The following is a 16667-nucleotide window of genomic DNA, read 5'->3' on the forward strand; positions in this document are numbered from 1 at the left end:
CGCCGGCGTGCCCCTGCATCATTCTCTTCTCTGCCCACCCGTCGAGCCTGTGATGAGTCAAGACAACCTGATCAATTTCGGTGCCGAGCGCGCCAAGCGCATCCACGACCTCAACGACAAGCGTCTGGACGACATGCGCCAAGCGTTCGAGCAGGCCATGCCGCTGGGCAAAACCGGCAAGCCCAAGCGTAAAGGCAAGTCCAGGAAGCGCTGAGCGCTGACTTGCGTCAATTTCCATACGCCTCGCGCGCTCGCCCTCGGGCGCTATTGACCTCGGTCAATTCCCAACCCTGGATAACGGGTTACTTTGCATCCATCGGACGACGGCAAACGAATGGAGGTCGGCATGTTCTTCGACAATGTGATTGTCGCAGGCGTGATAACGGTCGGTTTGATGATTGCATTCTTTGTCGGTCTAGGCATTTTTATCTGGAAGGATTCCAGCAAGCGTAAACCGCGCTGATCGTTCCAGTTACATGGGCACGCAAGGCATTTAGGGCGACTTCGGTCGCCCATTTTTTTGCCTGGCGTTTCGAGATTGGCTCAGGTTGGCGCCAGTGGGTACTTGGCAGTCGAAGAGGTAAAGCATGTCCATCACGTCCTACGACATTTGCAGTGCGGCTGATCGGCTCGAAGGGCTGGTCGGCTTTCATCTCAAGCAGGGCAAGCATATCGTCAGGTTTTCCGAAGACGCCTTTGGCCTGGACGTAGTGCAAGACAGCCTGCAACCCTGTAGCGAGTTCGTCTGGCGCTTGGTGGGGGAGGGGCGTATGGCGTTATGTCGTGCACGGCTGGGGCTGCTTTTCGAACAGCACATGGATGATCGGTTGAACATTGGCGAGTCGCTGCGGCTGTATCTCAAGCGCAGCGATTTGCCCGAGATCATCGCCGAACGGGTGGCGGTCAGGCCAGACGCAGCCCAGTGAATTCTGGTGTGGCGAAATCGACGCGATCGCGTCCCTGACGCTTGGCGTTGTACAGCGCGCGATCGGCGTCTTCCAGCCATTGCTCGGAGTCGATGAAATCGCCGTGGAATGCGGAAAGGCCAATGCTCAGGCTAATGCGCAGTTCCGGAAAGTTGGGATCGTGATAATCGGCCGCCCGCTCGCGTAAACGCTCCATGGCCAAGCAGGCATGTTCCTGGGTCGTTTTGGGAAAAATCACACAAAACTCGTCGCCGCCGTAGCGACCGGCCAGGTCAGTCTCCCGCAGGCTTTGTTTGAGCTCGGTGCTTAGATGGCGTAGCACACGGTCGCCTATCAAATGACCGTAGGTGTCGTTGATCGCTTTGAAGTGATCAATGTCGATCAGCGCGACCACTGCCATGCCGCAGCGTTGCTGACAGATGAGATGCTTGCGGCGCAGTCGATCCTTCCAATAGCCATGGTTGAACAGGCCGGTGAGGCTGTCCGTTCGACTGAGGTCGCTCAAGCGTTTCTTGTGTTCGCTAAGATTGGTGGCCAGCTGATAGGACACCCAGCCCAAGGCCATGGGATACAGCGTCAGCATCGGCAAGCTGGCATAGACCTGCAGATCGGTGGCATGCAGTTGCAGGTGCGGGCCTAGGAAAGCCATGCCCAACAGCATACCGCTGGCTTGAGCCAGGGCTCCGCGCTGTACCAGAGTACGCCCGCCGGCCGCGACATTGTTCATGGTTACCATCGATAGGATGGTCAAGCTCGGTAGGGGGTTGAACTGCATGGAGGCTGCCCAGAACCCAGCCATCAACGAGTCGATCACCAGGTTACGTTGCTCAGCGTCATAGGGCGCTTGGGAGTGCATGGCCCAGCGGTAAGCGATGTGTGGCCAGAGAACTCCATTGATGAGCATCAACACCCACACCCAGACAGGAGGGGCGATCGGCAACAACGCAGCGGTCACGGCAAGCATTCCCACGGTCTTGCCAAGGATACGGGGCAAATAGATACGCTTGACGAAGGAAAAGCCCTTGCCCGAGGTGATGTCCATGGCGGTGTCGATTCTGTGGGAAAGAAGAAGCGCGTTATCGCATAAGTTCCCAAATATTGTTGAACATTCGACAGGCTGTCGCTACTGACCTTGGAGGCCAAATCATGGTTGATACGGGCAGGGAAGCATATTCGTATGTCTATAAAGAGACCGCCGTACATTCGAACCCAGAGCGGCGGTCCTTCGTATCAGTCTTTTGCTGATCGTCTCTTGTCTGAAGGCGACTCCTGGTCGAGCAGTTTCGACAGCCCTTCGCCAGTGTCGCTGCGCACCTGAGCATGACTGATCAAGCCAAAGATCAAGCTGCCCCCGACGATGTTGCCTGCCAGCGTAGGCAAGGCGAACTCCAGGGCGAAGCGCTGCCAGGTTTCTTCGCCTGCCCATACCAGGTAGGAGACTTCAACGGTACCTACGACGATATGGGTGAAATCGCCCAGGGCCATCAGATAGGTGATCAGCACGATGACCCAGATCTTGGCGTTTTCCGCTGATGGGATCATCCAGACCAGGGTCGCGATCATCCAGCCAGAAATGATGCCCTTGGCGAACATCTGGCCCATGTCGTTTTCCATGACCTTGCGGCCGATTTCCAGGAAAGCGATATCGGTCTTGTGATCGAAGATCGGCAGCTCGAGCATGACCCAAGCTACGAAGATGGTGCCGACGAGATTGCCTAGCAACACAATGCCCCATAGCCGCAGCAAACGACCGAAGTTGCTCAGCGTCGGTTTGGTCATGATCGGCAGGACGGCGGTCAGGGTGTTCTCTGTGAAGAGCTGCTGGCGTGCAAGGATCACGGCGAGAAAACCTGCGCTGTAACCAAAGCTTGTAATGACGTGGTAAGCATCGCCGTCGGGAAGCCGTGAAGAAAGCAAGCCCATGGCCATGAACGACAGGCCCATGGTCAGACCGGCTGCCAGTGCCGACCACCATAAAGCGGCGATGGTGCGCTCCAGCTCGTGGTCGCCCTGGGCCCGAATCATTTCATGCAGCACGGCTGCGCGCGGGGGTTGATGCTCGTCGACCTCCTGTTCTTCGTCTGCCGAGAGGCCAGGGGTCTTTTCGTCGTTCTCGTCGTTCATTGCCGATGCGCTCGAAGGAGGGGATTCTCTACAGATCGACAAGGGTTTGAATAGTTGCCTGGAACGAAGAAGCGCTAGGAACGTTTTTTCTTCTTTGAGGCGTTGACACAGTTCTGGAATAACGTATTATTCGCCTCCCGCAGCGATGCATTTCGAAGCGGGGTTGGAGATGAAGCTGGAGTGGCCTTGCCAAGCAGATGAAATCTTCATAAGGCAGTTGACAGCAGGTTGTAACGCTGTATGATTCGCCTCCCGCTACGAGAGATCGCAGCGAGCCAAGTGGTTGAAGTTGAACGAGATTCTCGCAAAACACTTCAAAATAAACACTTGACAGACACTGAGGACAGCGTAGAATGCGCGCCTCGGTTGAGACGAAAGGCTCAACCAACCGCTCTTTAACAATTTGAATCAAGCAATTCGTGTGGGTGCTTGTGAGTATGGACTGATAGTCACCAAGATTATCAGCATCACAAGTGACCATGCGAGAAATCACATAGTCATTTGAGATTGCTGAGCCAAGTTTAGGGTTTCTTAAAAACCCAAGCAGTATTGAACTGAAGAGTTTGATCATGGCTCAGATTGAACGCTGGCGGCAGGCCTAACACATGCAAGTCGAGCGGATGAGAAGAGCTTGCTCTTCGATTCAGCGGCGGACGGGTGAGTAATGCCTAGGAATCTGCCTGGTAGTGGGGGACAACGTTTCGAAAGGAACGCTAATACCGCATACGTCCTACGGGAGAAAGCAGGGGACCTTCGGGCCTTGCGCTATCAGATGAGCCTAGGTCGGATTAGCTTGTTGGTGAGGTAATGGCTCACCAAGGCGACGATCCGTAACTGGTCTGAGAGGATGATCAGTCACACTGGAACTGAGACACGGTCCAGACTCCTACGGGAGGCAGCAGTGGGGAATATTGGACAATGGGCGAAAGCCTGATCCAGCCATGCCGCGTGTGTGAAGAAGGTCTTCGGATTGTAAAGCACTTTAAGTTGGGAGGAAGGGCAGCTAGCGAATACCTGGTTGTTTTGACGTTACCGACAGAATAAGCACCGGCTAACTCTGTGCCAGCAGCCGCGGTAATACAGAGGGTGCAAGCGTTAATCGGAATTACTGGGCGTAAAGCGCGCGTAGGTGGTTTGTTAAGTTGGATGTGAAAGCCCCGGGCTCAACCTGGGAACTGCATCCAAAACTGGCAAGCTAGAGTATGGTAGAGGGTGGTGGAATTTCCTGTGTAGCGGTGAAATGCGTAGATATAGGAAGGAACACCAGTGGCGAAGGCGACCACCTGGACTGATACTGACACTGAGGTGCGAAAGCGTGGGGAGCAAACAGGATTAGATACCCTGGTAGTCCACGCCGTAAACGATGTCAACTAGCCGTTGGAATCCTTGAGATTTTAGTGGCGCAGCTAACGCATTAAGTTGACCGCCTGGGGAGTACGGCCGCAAGGTTAAAACTCAAATGAATTGACGGGGGCCCGCACAAGCGGTGGAGCATGTGGTTTAATTCGAAGCAACGCGAAGAACCTTACCAGGCCTTGACATGCAGAGAACGTTCCAGAGATGGATCGGTGCCTTCGGGAACTCTGACACAGGTGCTGCATGGCTGTCGTCAGCTCGTGTCGTGAGATGTTGGGTTAAGTCCCGTAACGAGCGCAACCCTTGTCCTTAGTTACCAGCACGTTATGGTGGGCACTCTAAGGAGACTGCCGGTGACAAACCGGAGGAAGGTGGGGATGACGTCAAGTCATCATGGCCCTTACGGCCTGGGCTACACACGTGCTACAATGGTCGGTACAGAGGGTTGCCAAGCCGCGAGGTGGAGCTAATCTCACAAAACCGATCGTAGTCCGGATCGCAGTCTGCAACTCGACTGCGTGAAGTCGGAATCGCTAGTAATCGTGAATCAGAATGTCACGGTGAATACGTTCCCGGGCCTTGTACACACCGCCCGTCACACCATGGGAGTGGGTTGCACCAGAAGTAGCTAGTCTAACCTTCGGGAGGACGGTTACCACGGTGTGATTCATGACTGGGGTGAAGTCGTAACAAGGTAGCCGTAGGGGAACCTGCGGCTGGATCACCTCCTTAATCGACGACATCAGCCTGCTGATGAGCTCCCACACGAATTGCTTGATTCATTGTACGAAGACGATGCTGTAACGCGACCCTGTTATAGGTCTGTAGCTCAGTTGGTTAGAGCGCACCCCTGATAAGGGTGAGGTCGGCAGTTCAAATCTGCCCAGACCTACCAGCTTCTGGGGCCATAGCTCAGCTGGGAGAGCGCCTGCCTTGCACGCAGGAGGTCAGCGGTTCGATCCCGCTTGGCTCCACCACCTTTTAGCATCGTTTGCTGTTCAGAACTTAGAAATGAACATTCCACCCAGGTCATCGGGTGCGCTGAATGTTGATTTCTGACTTTTGTCAGATCGTTCTTTAAAAATTCGGATATGTGATAGAAATAGACTGATGGCCACTTTCACTGGTGGTGATCAGGCTAAGGTAAAATTTGTGAGTTCTGCGCGAGAGCGCAACATGCGAATTTTCGGCGAATGTCGTCTTCATAGTATAACCAGATTGCTTGGGGTTATATGGTCAAGTGAAGAAGCGCATACGGTGGATGCCTTGGCAGTCAGAGGCGATGAAAGACGTGGTAGCCTGCGATAAGCTTTGGGGAGTCGGCAAACAGACTGTGATCCAGAGATCTCTGAATGGGGGAACCCAACCAGCACAAGCTGGTTATCTTGTACTGAATACATAGGTGCAAGAGGCGAACCAGGGGAACTGAAACATCTAAGTACCCTGAGGAAAAGAAATCAACCGAGATTCCCTTAGTAGTGGCGAGCGAACGGGGACCAGCCCTTAAGTTGGTTTGAGAGTAGTGGAACGCTCTGGAAAGTGCGGCCATAGTGGGTGATAGCCCCGTACACGAAACGCTCTTATCAATGAAATCGAGTAGGACGGAGCACGAGAAACTTTGTCTGAATATGGGGGGACCATCCTCCAAGGCTAAATACTACTGACTGACCGATAGTGAACCAGTACCGTGAGGGAAAGGCGAAAAGAACCCCGGAGAGGGGAGTGAAATAGATCCTGAAACCGTATGCGTACAAGCAGTGGGAGCCTACTTTGTTAGGTGACTGCGTACCTTTTGTATAATGGGTCAGCGACTTATATTCAGTGGCGAGCTTAACCGAATAGGGGAGGCGTAGCGAAAGCGAGTCTTAATAGGGCGTTTAGTCGCTGGGTATAGACCCGAAACCGGGCGATCTATCCATGGGCAGGTTGAAGGTTAGGTAACACTGACTGGAGGACCGAACCGACTACCGTTGAAAAGTTAGCGGATGACCTGTGGATCGGAGTGAAAGGCTAATCAAGCTCGGAGATAGCTGGTTCTCCTCGAAAGCTATTTAGGTAGCGCCTCATGTATCACTGTAGGGGGTAGAGCACTGTTTCGGCTAGGGGGTCATCCCGACTTACCAAACCGATGCAAACTCCGAATACCTACAAGTGCCGAGCATGGGAGACACACGGCGGGTGCTAACGTCCGTCGTGAAAAGGGAAACAACCCAGACCGTCAGCTAAGGTCCCAAAATCCTGGTTAAGTGGGAAACGATGTGGGAAGGCTTAGACAGCTAGGAGGTTGGCTTAGAAGCAGCCACCCTTTAAAGAAAGCGTAATAGCTCACTAGTCGAGTCGGCCTGCGCGGAAGATGTAACGGGGCTCAAACCAGGTACCGAAGCTACGGGTATCACCTCTGGTGATGCGGTAGAGGAGCGTTCTGTAAGCCTGTGAAGGTGAGTTGAGAAGCTTGCTGGAGGTATCAGAAGTGCGAATGCTGACATGAGTAACGACAATGCGAGTGAAAAACTCGCACGCCGAAAGACCAAGGTTTCCTGCGCAACGTTAATCGACGCAGGGTTAGTCGGTCCCTAAGGCGAGGCTGAAAAGCGTAGTCGATGGAAAACAGGTTAATATTCCTGTACTTGCAGTTATTGCGATGGAGGGACGGAGAAGGCTAGGCCAGCTTGGCGTTGGTTGTCCAAGTTTAAGGTGGTAGGCTGAGATCTTAGGCAAATCCGGGATCTCAAGGCCGAGAGCTGATGACGAGTTGCCTTTAGGCGACGAAGTGGTTGATGCCATGCTTCCAAGAAAAGCTCCTAAGCTTCAGATAACTGGGAACCGTACCCCAAACCGACACAGGTGGTTGGGTAGAGAATACCAAGGCGCTTGAGAGAACTCGGGTGAAGGAACTAGGCAAAATGGCACCGTAACTTCGGGAGAAGGTGCGCCGGTGAGGGTGAAGGACTTGCTCCGTAAGCTCATGCCGGTCGAAGATACCAGGCCGCTGCGACTGTTTATTAAAAACACAGCACTCTGCAAACACGAAAGTGGACGTATAGGGTGTGACGCCTGCCCGGTGCCGGAAGGTTAATTGATGGGGTTAGCGCAAGCGAAGCTCTTGATCGAAGCCCCGGTAAACGGCGGCCGTAACTATAACGGTCCTAAGGTAGCGAAATTCCTTGTCGGGTAAGTTCCGACCTGCACGAATGGCGTAACGATGGCGGCGCTGTCTCCACCCGAGACTCAGTGAAATTGAAATCGCTGTGAAGATGCAGTGTATCCGCGGCTAGACGGAAAGACCCCGTGAACCTTTACTATAGCTTTGCACTGGACTTTGAATTTGCTTGTGTAGGATAGGTGGGAGGCTTTGAAGTGGGGACGCCAGTCCTCATGGAGCCATCCTTGAAATACCACCCTGGCAACTTTGAGGTTCTAACTCAGGTCCGTCATCCGGATCGAGGACAGTGTATGGTGGGTAGTTTGACTGGGGCGGTCTCCTCCCAAAGAGTAACGGAGGAGTACGAAGGTGCGCTCAGACCGGTCGGAAATCGGTCGTAGAGTATAAAGGCAAAAGCGCGCTTGACTGCGAGACTCACACGTCGAGCAGGTACGAAAGTAGGTCTTAGTGATCCGGTGGTTCTGTATGGAAGGGCCATCGCTCAACGGATAAAAGGTACTCCGGGGATAACAGGCTGATACCGCCCAAGAGTTCATATCGACGGCGGTGTTTGGCACCTCGATGTCGGCTCATCACATCCTGGGGCTGAAGCCGGTCCCAAGGGTATGGCTGTTCGCCATTTAAAGTGGTACGCGAGCTGGGTTTAGAACGTCGTGAGACAGTTCGGTCCCTATCTGCCGTGGACGTTTGAGATTTGAGAGGGGCTGCTCCTAGTACGAGAGGACCGGAGTGGACGAACCTCTGGTGTTCCGGTTGTCACGCCAGTGGCATTGCCGGGTAGCTATGTTCGGAAGAGATAACCGCTGAAAGCATCTAAGCGGGAAACTTGCCTCAAGATGAGATCTCACTGGGATCTTGAATCCCCTAAAGGGCCGTCGAAGACTACGACGTTGATAGGTTGGGTGTGTAAGCGCTGTGAGGCGTTGAGCTAACCAATACTAATTGCCCGTGAGGCTTGACCATATAACACCCAAGCAATCTGCCAAGACGCAGGTTGTGTGTAAGACGCATCGCCGAAGATTCGCACACAGATCATCACATATCCGAATTGGCTGGCCCGTCGGCAACGACGTACCGGCAACCGAATTTCTTGACGACCATAGAGCATTGGAACCACCTGATCCCATCCCGAACTCAGCAGTGAAACGATGCATCGCCGATGGTAGTGTGGGGTTTCCCCATGTGAGAGTAGGTCATCGTCAAGATTCATTTCGCAAAACCCCTATCTGCGCGAGCAGGTAGGGGTTTTGTCTTTTCTGCGCAGAAAAAACCACGCCCTTCCTGAATGGGTCGTCGCTATTCGCGACGCCCAGCAAACAACGCACGCCCAATATTTACTCCGTTGCACCCTTGAACGGCGAAAAGTGCGTACCCTTACGTGACTTGTCCAGGCTTAGCCTGCGTCAAGATTCAGTTCGTGGCGGTTCATCTGCTGCGAGCCCTATAGCTTGGCGTGCTGCCAAGTACGTTGATCCATTACCGCAATATCACGTGAGGTTACAAGCGAGATGGCCAAGGCCGCCGATGTCGTTGTGCAATGTCTGGAAAACGAAGGTGTCGAGTATGTGTTCGGTATTCCAGGTGAGGAAAACCTCGACCTGCTCGAATCCCTGCGCAAGTCCAAGATCAAGTTGGTTCTGACCCGCCACGAGCAGTCTGCCGGTTTCATGGCCGCCACCTACGGCCGCTTGACGGGCAAGACCGGTGTAAGCCTTTCCACCCTCGGCCCTGGCGCCACCAACCTGGTTACCGCCAGTGCCTATGCGTACTTGGGCGGCATGCCGATGATGATGATCACTGGCCAAAAGCCGATCAAAAAATCCAAACAGGGTCGTTTCCAGATCATCGACGTGTGCGGCATGATGGACCCCATCACCAAGTACACCCATCAGTTCGCCTCGGCCGACAACATTCCGGCGCGCATGCGCGAAGCCTTCCGCCTGGCTGAAGAAGAAAAGCCAGGCGCTGTGCACCTTGAGCTGCCTGAGGACATCGCTGCCGAGCAGACCGATGCGCTGCCGATCCCGCGTAGCCTTCATCGCCGTCCGCTCGCTGAGCATGTGGCGATCGAAGCCGCTGTCGAGAAGCTGCAAAAGGCCCGCAGCCCAATCCTGGTCATCGGTGCAGGTGCCAACCGCAAGATGACCGCCAAGGTGCTCAAGCAACTGATCGACAAGACCGGCATTCCGTTCGTGACCACCCAGTTGGGTAAAGGCGTGGTCGACGAGCGCAACCCACGTTTCCTGGGTAACGCTGCGCTGTCGTCCGGTGACTTCGTGCACCGCGCGATCGAGGCCTCCGACCTGATCATCAACATCGGCCACGACGTGATCGAGAAACCGCCATTCTTCATGGTCCGCGGCGGCACCGAAGTCATTCACATCAGCTTCCGCTCCGCTGAAGTCGATGCCGTGTACTTCCCGCAGGTCGAAGTGATCGGCGACATCGCCAACGCCGTGTGGCAGATCGCCGAAGGCCTGGGCGACACCTCGCACTGGGACTTCACCCGCCTGCTGGCCATCCGCGAAGCCAACGAAGCGCAGATCATCGAAGGCGCCGACGACGACCGCTTCCCGGTATACCCACAACGCCTGGTGGCCGACATCCGTCGCGTGCTGCCTTCCGAAGGCATCGTGGCGCTGGACAACGGCATCTACAAGATCTGGTTCGCCCGTAACTACAAGGCGCACAAGCCCAACACCGTGTTGCTCGACAACGCCTTGGCGACCATGGGCGCCGGCTTGCCGTCGGCCATGGCCGCGCATCTGGTCTACCCGGATCGCCCAGTGATCTCGGTCTGCGGCGATGGCGGCTTCATGATGAACAGCCAGGAACTGGAAACCGCCGTTCGCCTGGGCATGCATGTCACCGTGGTGATCCTGCGTGACGACGGTTACGGCATGATCCGCTGGAAACAGGCCAACATGGGCTTCACCGATTTCGGCTTGGACTACGGCAACCCGGACTTCGTCAAATATGCCGAAGCCTATGGCGCCAATGGCCACCGCGTGGAAAGCGCCGAAGGCCTGCTGCCGCTGCTGCAGCATTGCATCAGCACCCCGGGCGTTCATGTGATCGACTGCCCGGTCGATTACAGCGAGAACGACCGTATCCTCAACAGCGAGTTGCGTGAGCGCGCGCTGGCCGTGTAAGCCCCGAGGGCTCGCTTTCAGCCGGAAGCGAGCCCTGCGCCCCATCGTTGACCGCAGCGCCACGTCAGGGTGGCTCCCTTCCGCTTTTCAGGACTTCCCATGCTTCCTCCACTCAGCGAAAAAGAACTGCATCGCCTGGACGATCTATTGATCACCTACGGCAATGATTATTCGGTGCTCAATGTGGCCGAGCTCAATGGCTTCTTTACGGCGCTGGCCAGCTCGCCCACGGTCGTGACCCCCGAACATTGGTTGCCGACCGTCGCCGGTGGCAAGGTGCCTACGTTCAAGAAACCTGCTCATGAAGAAGCCTATACAGCGCTGATGTTGCGTTACGCCGATCAGGTCGCCGAATCCTTGGCGAACGATCTGGAACACTTCCAACCCCTGTTCGAAGTCAATGAAACCGAACAAGGGCCGGTTGTGATTCTGGAGGAATGGTGCTTCGGTTACATGCGTGGCACACAAGTGGCGCAATGGTCGGATCTGCCGGCCGAGCAACAGAAGCAGCTCGACGCCATTTCCTTGCATGGGCTGGAAGATAACTTCGAATTGCTCGATGCGATGAGCGATGAAGACCTGAAGGCCTGTATACCGATCGTCACCGCTGCGGCTCGCGCACTCTATCTCCACCAGCGAACGTCGCGTGATTGAACATGATGCTCTGCTGCTGAAATGTTTTGCCTGGGCTGCCACAATTTGACTGTTGCCAATGAACCTCGCTCTGGGTATCCAGTCGTTATCCTGCAAGCACTCTATTCCACACGCTTACAGGAACGTTCATCATGCATGAAGCAGCATCGCCCGCGACGGGCAACCTGATCGGCAAATACGGTTACGGCAAAGCCTTGCAGATTTTCACCGGTGTGCTCGCCGCCTTCATGTTGGGCATCGCCGGTTTCCTGGGCTATCTGAGAACCACCGTCAGATTCCCTGGCGACCCGGCCCCTGCCAATGGTTCGACCACGACCTTCAACGGTGCGCCGGAAATGTTCACCTACACCATGGCCTTTCTGGTATTCGTGGCTTTGTGTCTGGTCGCAACGATCTTCTGGCAGAAAAAGCTGCGCAATGCGCGTTACGAGGTCTACGAAAAAGGCATTCGCCAGATTACGTCCAGTAACGACGAATTCGTCGCGTTCAAGGAGATGGACGACCTCTACCTGTTCGCCTCGGGCCAGACGCTTACCGCCGGGCTGATCAACAATCTGGCTTACCGCCGCAGCGCCAACGAGCCGTTCCGACGCGTGAATGCGCACCTGCACAAGCTGGAGGAATTCATTCAGGTTGTCCGCGAGCGCTACGTAGAAGAGCGTATGCCGGCGATGGCCGATACGCTCGATCAAGGTGGCGCCGTACGCTTCAACTATGCCGACACCAAACAGGTATGGGGCAAGCGCGTCACTGGCAACTTCCTCGATGTGAAAACCAAGCCGCTGATCATCACCCCGCAATATCTCGAAGTGGACGGCCGTCGTTTCCCCATTGCCCTGTTGCGCGAAGCCAACACCAGTGCCTGGAGCGAGAAGGTGGTCATCAAGGACAACGATGGCCAGGTCGTGCTGTCGACCATCGCCAGCGGCATCATGGGCATGGACCTGTTCTTCTGCGTGCTCGCCTGGTTGCAGGAAAACCATCAGACGCCGTCGGTCGCCAAAGTCGCGCCTGGTTACTGAACGCAGAACACCACCGACTTCGGCGACTGAACGAAAAGAGCAGGTGTCGATCAAGCCACCGCGCTTTCCTCGCGCGGTTGGGCATGGCGATTCTGCGGCACCTGCAAGCCAAAACTGTCGCGCAACGTATCCCCTGGATATTCGCGGCGCAGCAGACCGCGCGCCTGCAATAGCGGCACGACCAACTCGGTGAAATATTGCAGCCCGTCGGGCAGCAGCGAGTTGATGATGAAACCGTCGGCGGCGCGGTCTTCGAACCAGTCCTGCAAAGCGTTGGCCACCTGTTCCGGCGTGCCTGTGAAGTCGCGCTTGGGCCGCGAGAAGCGCAGGGCCAGTTCGCGCAGGGTCAGGCTTTCGTCACGAGCCAGTTGCTTGAGGTAATCGGAGGTGCCTCTGTGGCTGTTCTCGCCCAAGGTGCCTAGGTCGGGGAAGGGCGCATCGAGATCGTGCCGGGTGAAGTCGTAGTCGTTGAATGGCCGGCCGAGGGCGACCAGAGCATCCTCGATGCTGACCAAGTCAACGGCCTGCTGGTAGCGGCGTTCCACCTCGGCCTCGTCGCGACCGATGATCGGGCGGATGCCCGGCAGGATGAACAGCTCGTCCGGGTTGCGTCCATGGCGCACGGCGCGCTGCTTGAGGTCGCGGTAGTAGGCGCGGGCCTCGCTGAAGGACTCGGGATTGAGGAAGATCGCGTCGGCATTCTGCGCGGCGAACTCGCGACCGTCTTCCGATACCCCTGCCTGGAAGATCAAGGGTTGGCCCTGGGGCGAGCGCTGGATGTTCAGCGGGCCCTTGACCTGGAAGAACTCGCCCTGGTGGCCCAGGGTGTGCAGCTTGGCCGGGTCGAAGAACTCGCCGCTTTGTTTGTCCCGTGTGAAGGCATCGTCTTCCCAAGAGTCCCATAAGCCCTGAACCACCTTCACGTGCTCGCGCGCTATGCGGTAGCGCACGGCGTGGGGCGGGTGTTCGGCTTTGCTGAAATTGTCGGCGGTGCCCGAGAGCCACGAGGTGACCACGTTCCAACCGGCGCGCCCGCCGCTGATCAGATCGAGTGAGGCCAACTGGCGCGCGACCTGGAAGGGCTCGGTGTAGCTGACCGTGACCGTGGCCACCAGACCGATGCGGGTGGTCACCGCCGCCAGCGCCGAAAGCAGCGTCAGCGGTTCGAAGCGGTTGAGGTAGTGCGGGCTGGAGCGGGCGTGGATGTGCAAGCTGTCGGCGATGAAAGCGAAGTCGAAGCGCGCCGCTTCGGCCAGTTTCGCCTGCTGCTGGTAGAAACCGAAGTTGACGCTGGCATCGGCTAGGGCATCCGGATGACGCCATTCGCCCCAGCCGTGGCCGACACCGTGGATCATGGCGCCAAGGTGGATCTGTCGTTTGCTCATGGGAGTTCCTCTGGAGGCATGGGTTGAAGGCTTCCGGAGGCGTGCCTGCGCAGTCAGCGCAGGCGAAGGTCGAACCCGCAGGTCCACGCCGGAGGAAGACACAATGAAAGGCCTCCACCGGGTGGGGGGTCGGACTCATGTGGGGGACGTTAACGTGGCGCAGAGGATGTTGTGAAAGGCTTTGTGGTTCTAAGCTAATTATGTGTTTATCTGATATTCATAATCTAATTAATGCGGATAAAGAATAAAAAGAATCCGTTCATCCAGGCTTTCCCAACCCCCTAGCGCAGGCTGCGCTCACACCGCCACCGGCAGCACATGCCGCGAATGCCCTGGAATGGCCGCGATCAGTTCGCGCGTGTATTCTCCACGCGGTTGCCCGAACACCTGCACGGCCGGCCCTTGCTCGACCACCTCGCCCCGGCGCAGCACCACGACCTGATCGGCCATGCTCGCCACCACGGCCAGATCATGGGACACCAGCACATAGGCGATCCCCAGCTCGCGCTGCAGCCTTTCCAGCAACGCCAGAATCTGCGCCTGGACCGAGACGTCCAGCGCGCTCACCGGTTCGTCCAGCAACAGCAACGCAGGCTCCAAGGCCAAGGCGCGGGCGATCGCCACGCGCTGGCGCTGCCCGCCGGACAGCTCTCGCGGCAGACGGTCGAGAAAATCCACAGGCAGTTGCACCTGCTCGAGCAAGGCGCGTGCCCGCAGTTCCAGCGCCTGGCCTTTCAGCAGCCCGAACGACACCAGCGGCTCGACGATGCAGTCGAACACGGTGAAACGCGGGTCGAGCGCTGCGAAAGGGTTTTGCTGGACCAGTTGTACGCGCCGACGCAGCGGCCGGAACTGCTGCCAGGTGTAATCGCCGACCGCCTCCCCCTCGATCTCGACGCTGCCCTGGCTGGGACGCTCCAGACCCAAGGCGATGCGCAACGCCGTGCTCTTACCGGAACCGGACTCGCCGACGATGGCCAGGGTCTGACCGGCATACACCTCCAGGTGCAGATCCTGCAAAGCGCTGACCGGCTGCTGGCGGCCGGGCACTGCGAAGCGTTTGCCGACGCCGCTCAGGCGCAGCAAGGGCACGTCTCCTGCCGGCCCTGGGGGCCTGTGCCGAGGCACGAAGGCGGGCGCCGCGTTGAGCAACTGGTGCGTATAGGGCTGCGCCGAACCCCACAGCACTTGCCGGGGCGAGGCCTGCTCGACCAACTCGCCTTGCTTCATGACCAGCAGCCGGTCGGCTCGGTCGCAGGCCATGCCCAGGTCGTGGGTGATGATCAAGAGTGAAATCCCGCGTTCGGCCACCTGCCGCTGCAGGTGGTCGAGGATCTGCCGCTGTACCGTCACATCCAGGGCGCTGGTGGGCTCGTCGGCGATGATCAGGCGTGGTTCGCCGGCCAAGGCGATGGCGATCAGCACGCGCTGGCGCATGCCGCCGGACAGCTCGTGCGGGTACTGGCGGGCACGCAACACAGGGTCGTCCAGGCCCACCTGCTCCAGCAACGTCAATACGGCGCTGTCCGGGTTCGTCGCTGGGCGGCCGGCCCTGGCGGGCAAGGCTTCGGCGATCTGCCGGCCGATGCGTTGGGTCGGGTTGAGGCTGACCATCGGGTCTTGCGGCACCAGGGCGACGGTACGCCCGCGCAGCTGGCGCCGCGTCCGTTCGTTGGCGTGGCCCACTTCGACGCCGTCGATCCACAGCTCCCCCTTTTCGATACGGGCGTTGCCAGGCAGCAAGCCGAGCAAGGCGTTGGCCAGGGTCGATTTGCCCGAGCCGGACTCGCCGACGATGGCCAGGGTTTCGCCCTGGGCCAGGCTGAAGGACAGTTGGCGCAGCGCCTGATGGCGCTGCCCGGCGAAGGCGTAGCTGATGCTCAGGTCGCGCACCTCGACCAAGGGGGATGAAGTCATCGGGCATGCTCCTCGGCGCTGCGCGCCAGATGGTTGAGGCTGAACACCACCGCCACCACGAACGACCCCGGCAGCAGCGATACCCAAGGGGCGGTGATGAGAAAATGGCGGCCGTTGGCGATCAAGGTGCCCCATTCTGCGGCCGGTGGCGCCGCGCCGAAACCCAGGAAGCTCAGGCCGGCAGTGGCCAGGATGGCCGCGCCGAAGTCCAGCGTGGCGAGCACCGCCACCGGCCCCCAGGCATTGGGCAGCACATGGCGCAACAGCGTGCGCGTCCAACTGGCGCCGCCCAGGCGCGCGGCCTCGACGTAGGGCAGGGTCTTGATGCGCAGTACTTCGGCGCGGGTGGTACGGGCAAAGCCCGGAATGATGCCGACTCCCACAGCGACCGCCACCGGCACCGTGCCGAAGCCGATGGCGGTGACGATCGCCAGTGCCAGCAGCAGGCTGGGCAAGGCCAGCAGCACATCGACCAGGCGCATCAGCGCAGCATCGATCCGCCCCCCGGCAAAGCCGGCCAGCACGCCGATACCGAGCCCGCCGAGCAGGGCGATGGCCACCGCCAGCGACGCTGCCAGCACCGACAGTCGCGCGCCGTACACCACGCGCGTATAGAGGTCGCGGCCCAGTTCGTCGGTGCCGAACCAGTGCACGGTACTGGGCGCGCTGAGTTTGTCGAGCGGAGAGGTGGCATAGGGATCGAAGCTGCTCGATACCTGCGGTACCAGCGCGCAGAGCAGGGCGAACACGACGATCAGCAGTGCCAGGCTGAAACCTGGCCGGCGCAGCAAGGGAATCCATGCTTGACGCATGCGCTGCCAGCGCGAGCGACGCTTCCACACAGGCGGGGCGGCTGTGGGCGCAGGCGAAGTCAGGGAAAGATCGTGGCTCATGTCCATTCACCCGTAGCACTGTTTCGGGAACGTGCTTCCCGTGGATTGGAAGGCGGCATGCCAGCGAATCGGGAG

11 protein-coding genes, 2 tRNA genes and 3 rRNA genes are annotated in these 16667 nt (G+C 57.9%); 11 read left to right on the forward strand and 5 right to left on the reverse strand.

Going from position 1 to position 16667, the window contains the following annotated elements; translation table 11 throughout:
* Positions 1-52: 52 nt before the first annotated feature.
* The 3 genes from AA0Z93_RS13765 to AA0Z93_RS13775 all read left to right on the forward strand — a co-directional run bounded on the left by AA0Z93_RS13765 (position 53) and on the right by AA0Z93_RS13775 (position 926).
* Positions 53-214, forward strand: coding sequence for a hypothetical protein (locus AA0Z93_RS13765; RefSeq protein WP_413048438.1), 162 nt, complete (start codon positions 53-55; stop codon positions 212-214).
* A gap of 132 nt (positions 215-346) precedes the next feature.
* The gene (gene ccoM, locus AA0Z93_RS13770) at positions 347-463 is read left to right on the forward strand and encodes a cytochrome c oxidase subunit CcoM (protein ID WP_413048437.1); all 117 of its coding nucleotides are present in this window, start codon (positions 347-349) and stop codon (positions 461-463) included.
* Positions 464-587: 124 nt separating this feature from the next.
* Positions 588-926: a DUF2025 family protein gene (locus AA0Z93_RS13775; RefSeq protein WP_413048436.1), complete on the forward strand. Its 339-nt coding sequence runs from the start codon at positions 588-590 to the stop codon at positions 924-926.
* Here the strand turns inward: AA0Z93_RS13775 and AA0Z93_RS13780 are convergent.
* Together AA0Z93_RS13780 and AA0Z93_RS13785 are read right to left on the reverse strand one after the other, a co-directional pair.
* On the reverse strand, positions 904-1968 hold the full coding sequence (locus AA0Z93_RS13780) for a diguanylate cyclase (RefSeq protein ID WP_413048435.1): 1065 nt from the start codon (positions 1966-1968) through the stop codon (positions 904-906). The genes AA0Z93_RS13775 and AA0Z93_RS13780 overlap by 23 nt on opposite strands.
* Before the next feature lie 188 nt (positions 1969-2156).
* Positions 2157-3050 (reverse strand): formate/nitrite transporter family protein, encoded by an 894-nt coding sequence (locus tag AA0Z93_RS13785; protein WP_413048434.1) that lies wholly within the window; start codon positions 3048-3050, stop codon positions 2157-2159.
* Positions 3051-3601: 551 nt separating this feature from the next.
* On the opposite strand from AA0Z93_RS13785, the gene AA0Z93_RS13790 reads away from it, so the two are divergent.
* From AA0Z93_RS13790 to AA0Z93_RS13825, 8 genes are all read left to right on the forward strand, one after another.
* Positions 3602-5138: ribosomal RNA gene (locus AA0Z93_RS13790) — 16S ribosomal RNA — on the forward strand.
* Between the two features lie 86 nt (positions 5139-5224).
* Positions 5225-5301 (forward strand) — tRNA-Ile (locus AA0Z93_RS13795).
* Between the two features lie 6 nt (positions 5302-5307).
* Positions 5308-5383, forward strand: a tRNA-Ala gene (locus tag AA0Z93_RS13800).
* 257 nt (positions 5384-5640) lie between these two features.
* Positions 5641-8532 (forward strand): 23S ribosomal RNA (locus AA0Z93_RS13805).
* A 126-nt stretch (positions 8533-8658) separates the two neighbouring features.
* Positions 8659-8774: ribosomal RNA gene (rrf, locus tag AA0Z93_RS13810) — 5S ribosomal RNA — on the forward strand.
* Together the 16S, 23S and 5S rRNA genes with 2 tRNA genes alongside form the textbook arrangement of a ribosomal RNA operon.
* 303 nt (positions 8775-9077) lie before the next feature.
* On the forward strand, positions 9078-10721 hold the full coding sequence (locus tag AA0Z93_RS13815; protein ID WP_296269010.1) for an acetolactate synthase large subunit: 1644 nt from the start codon (positions 9078-9080) through the stop codon (positions 10719-10721).
* A gap of 99 nt (positions 10722-10820) precedes the next feature.
* Entirely contained in the window at positions 10821-11375 is a 555-nt protein-coding gene (locus AA0Z93_RS13820; protein ID WP_413048324.1) for a UPF0149 family protein, read from the forward strand.
* A gap of 131 nt (positions 11376-11506) precedes the next feature.
* A complete protein-coding gene (locus tag AA0Z93_RS13825; RefSeq protein ID WP_413048323.1) occupies positions 11507-12397 on the forward strand; it encodes a hypothetical protein in 891 nt (296 codons plus the stop codon).
* Between the two features lie 50 nt (positions 12398-12447).
* Here the strand turns inward: AA0Z93_RS13825 and AA0Z93_RS13830 are convergent, their stop codons facing one another.
* The 3 genes from AA0Z93_RS13830 to AA0Z93_RS13840 form a co-directional block, all read right to left on the reverse strand.
* On the reverse strand, positions 12448-13782 hold the full coding sequence (locus AA0Z93_RS13830) for an LLM class flavin-dependent oxidoreductase (RefSeq protein ID WP_413048322.1): 1335 nt from the start codon (positions 13780-13782) through the stop codon (positions 12448-12450).
* Positions 13783-14079: 297 nt separating this feature from the next.
* Positions 14080-15699, reverse strand: coding sequence for a dipeptide ABC transporter ATP-binding protein (locus tag AA0Z93_RS13835; RefSeq protein ID WP_413048321.1), 1620 nt, complete (start codon positions 15697-15699; stop codon positions 14080-14082).
* Positions 15696-16592, reverse strand: a complete 897-nt coding sequence (locus tag AA0Z93_RS13840) for an ABC transporter permease (RefSeq protein WP_413048320.1) — start codon at positions 16590-16592, stop codon at positions 15696-15698. The genes AA0Z93_RS13835 and AA0Z93_RS13840 overlap by 4 nt, the downstream gene beginning before the upstream one ends.
* Positions 16593-16667 lie beyond the last annotated feature (75 nt).

The sequence above is a fragment of the Pseudomonas phoenicis genome, from assembly GCF_047302395.1.
GTDB lineage: Bacteria > Pseudomonadota > Gammaproteobacteria > Pseudomonadales > Pseudomonadaceae > Aquipseudomonas.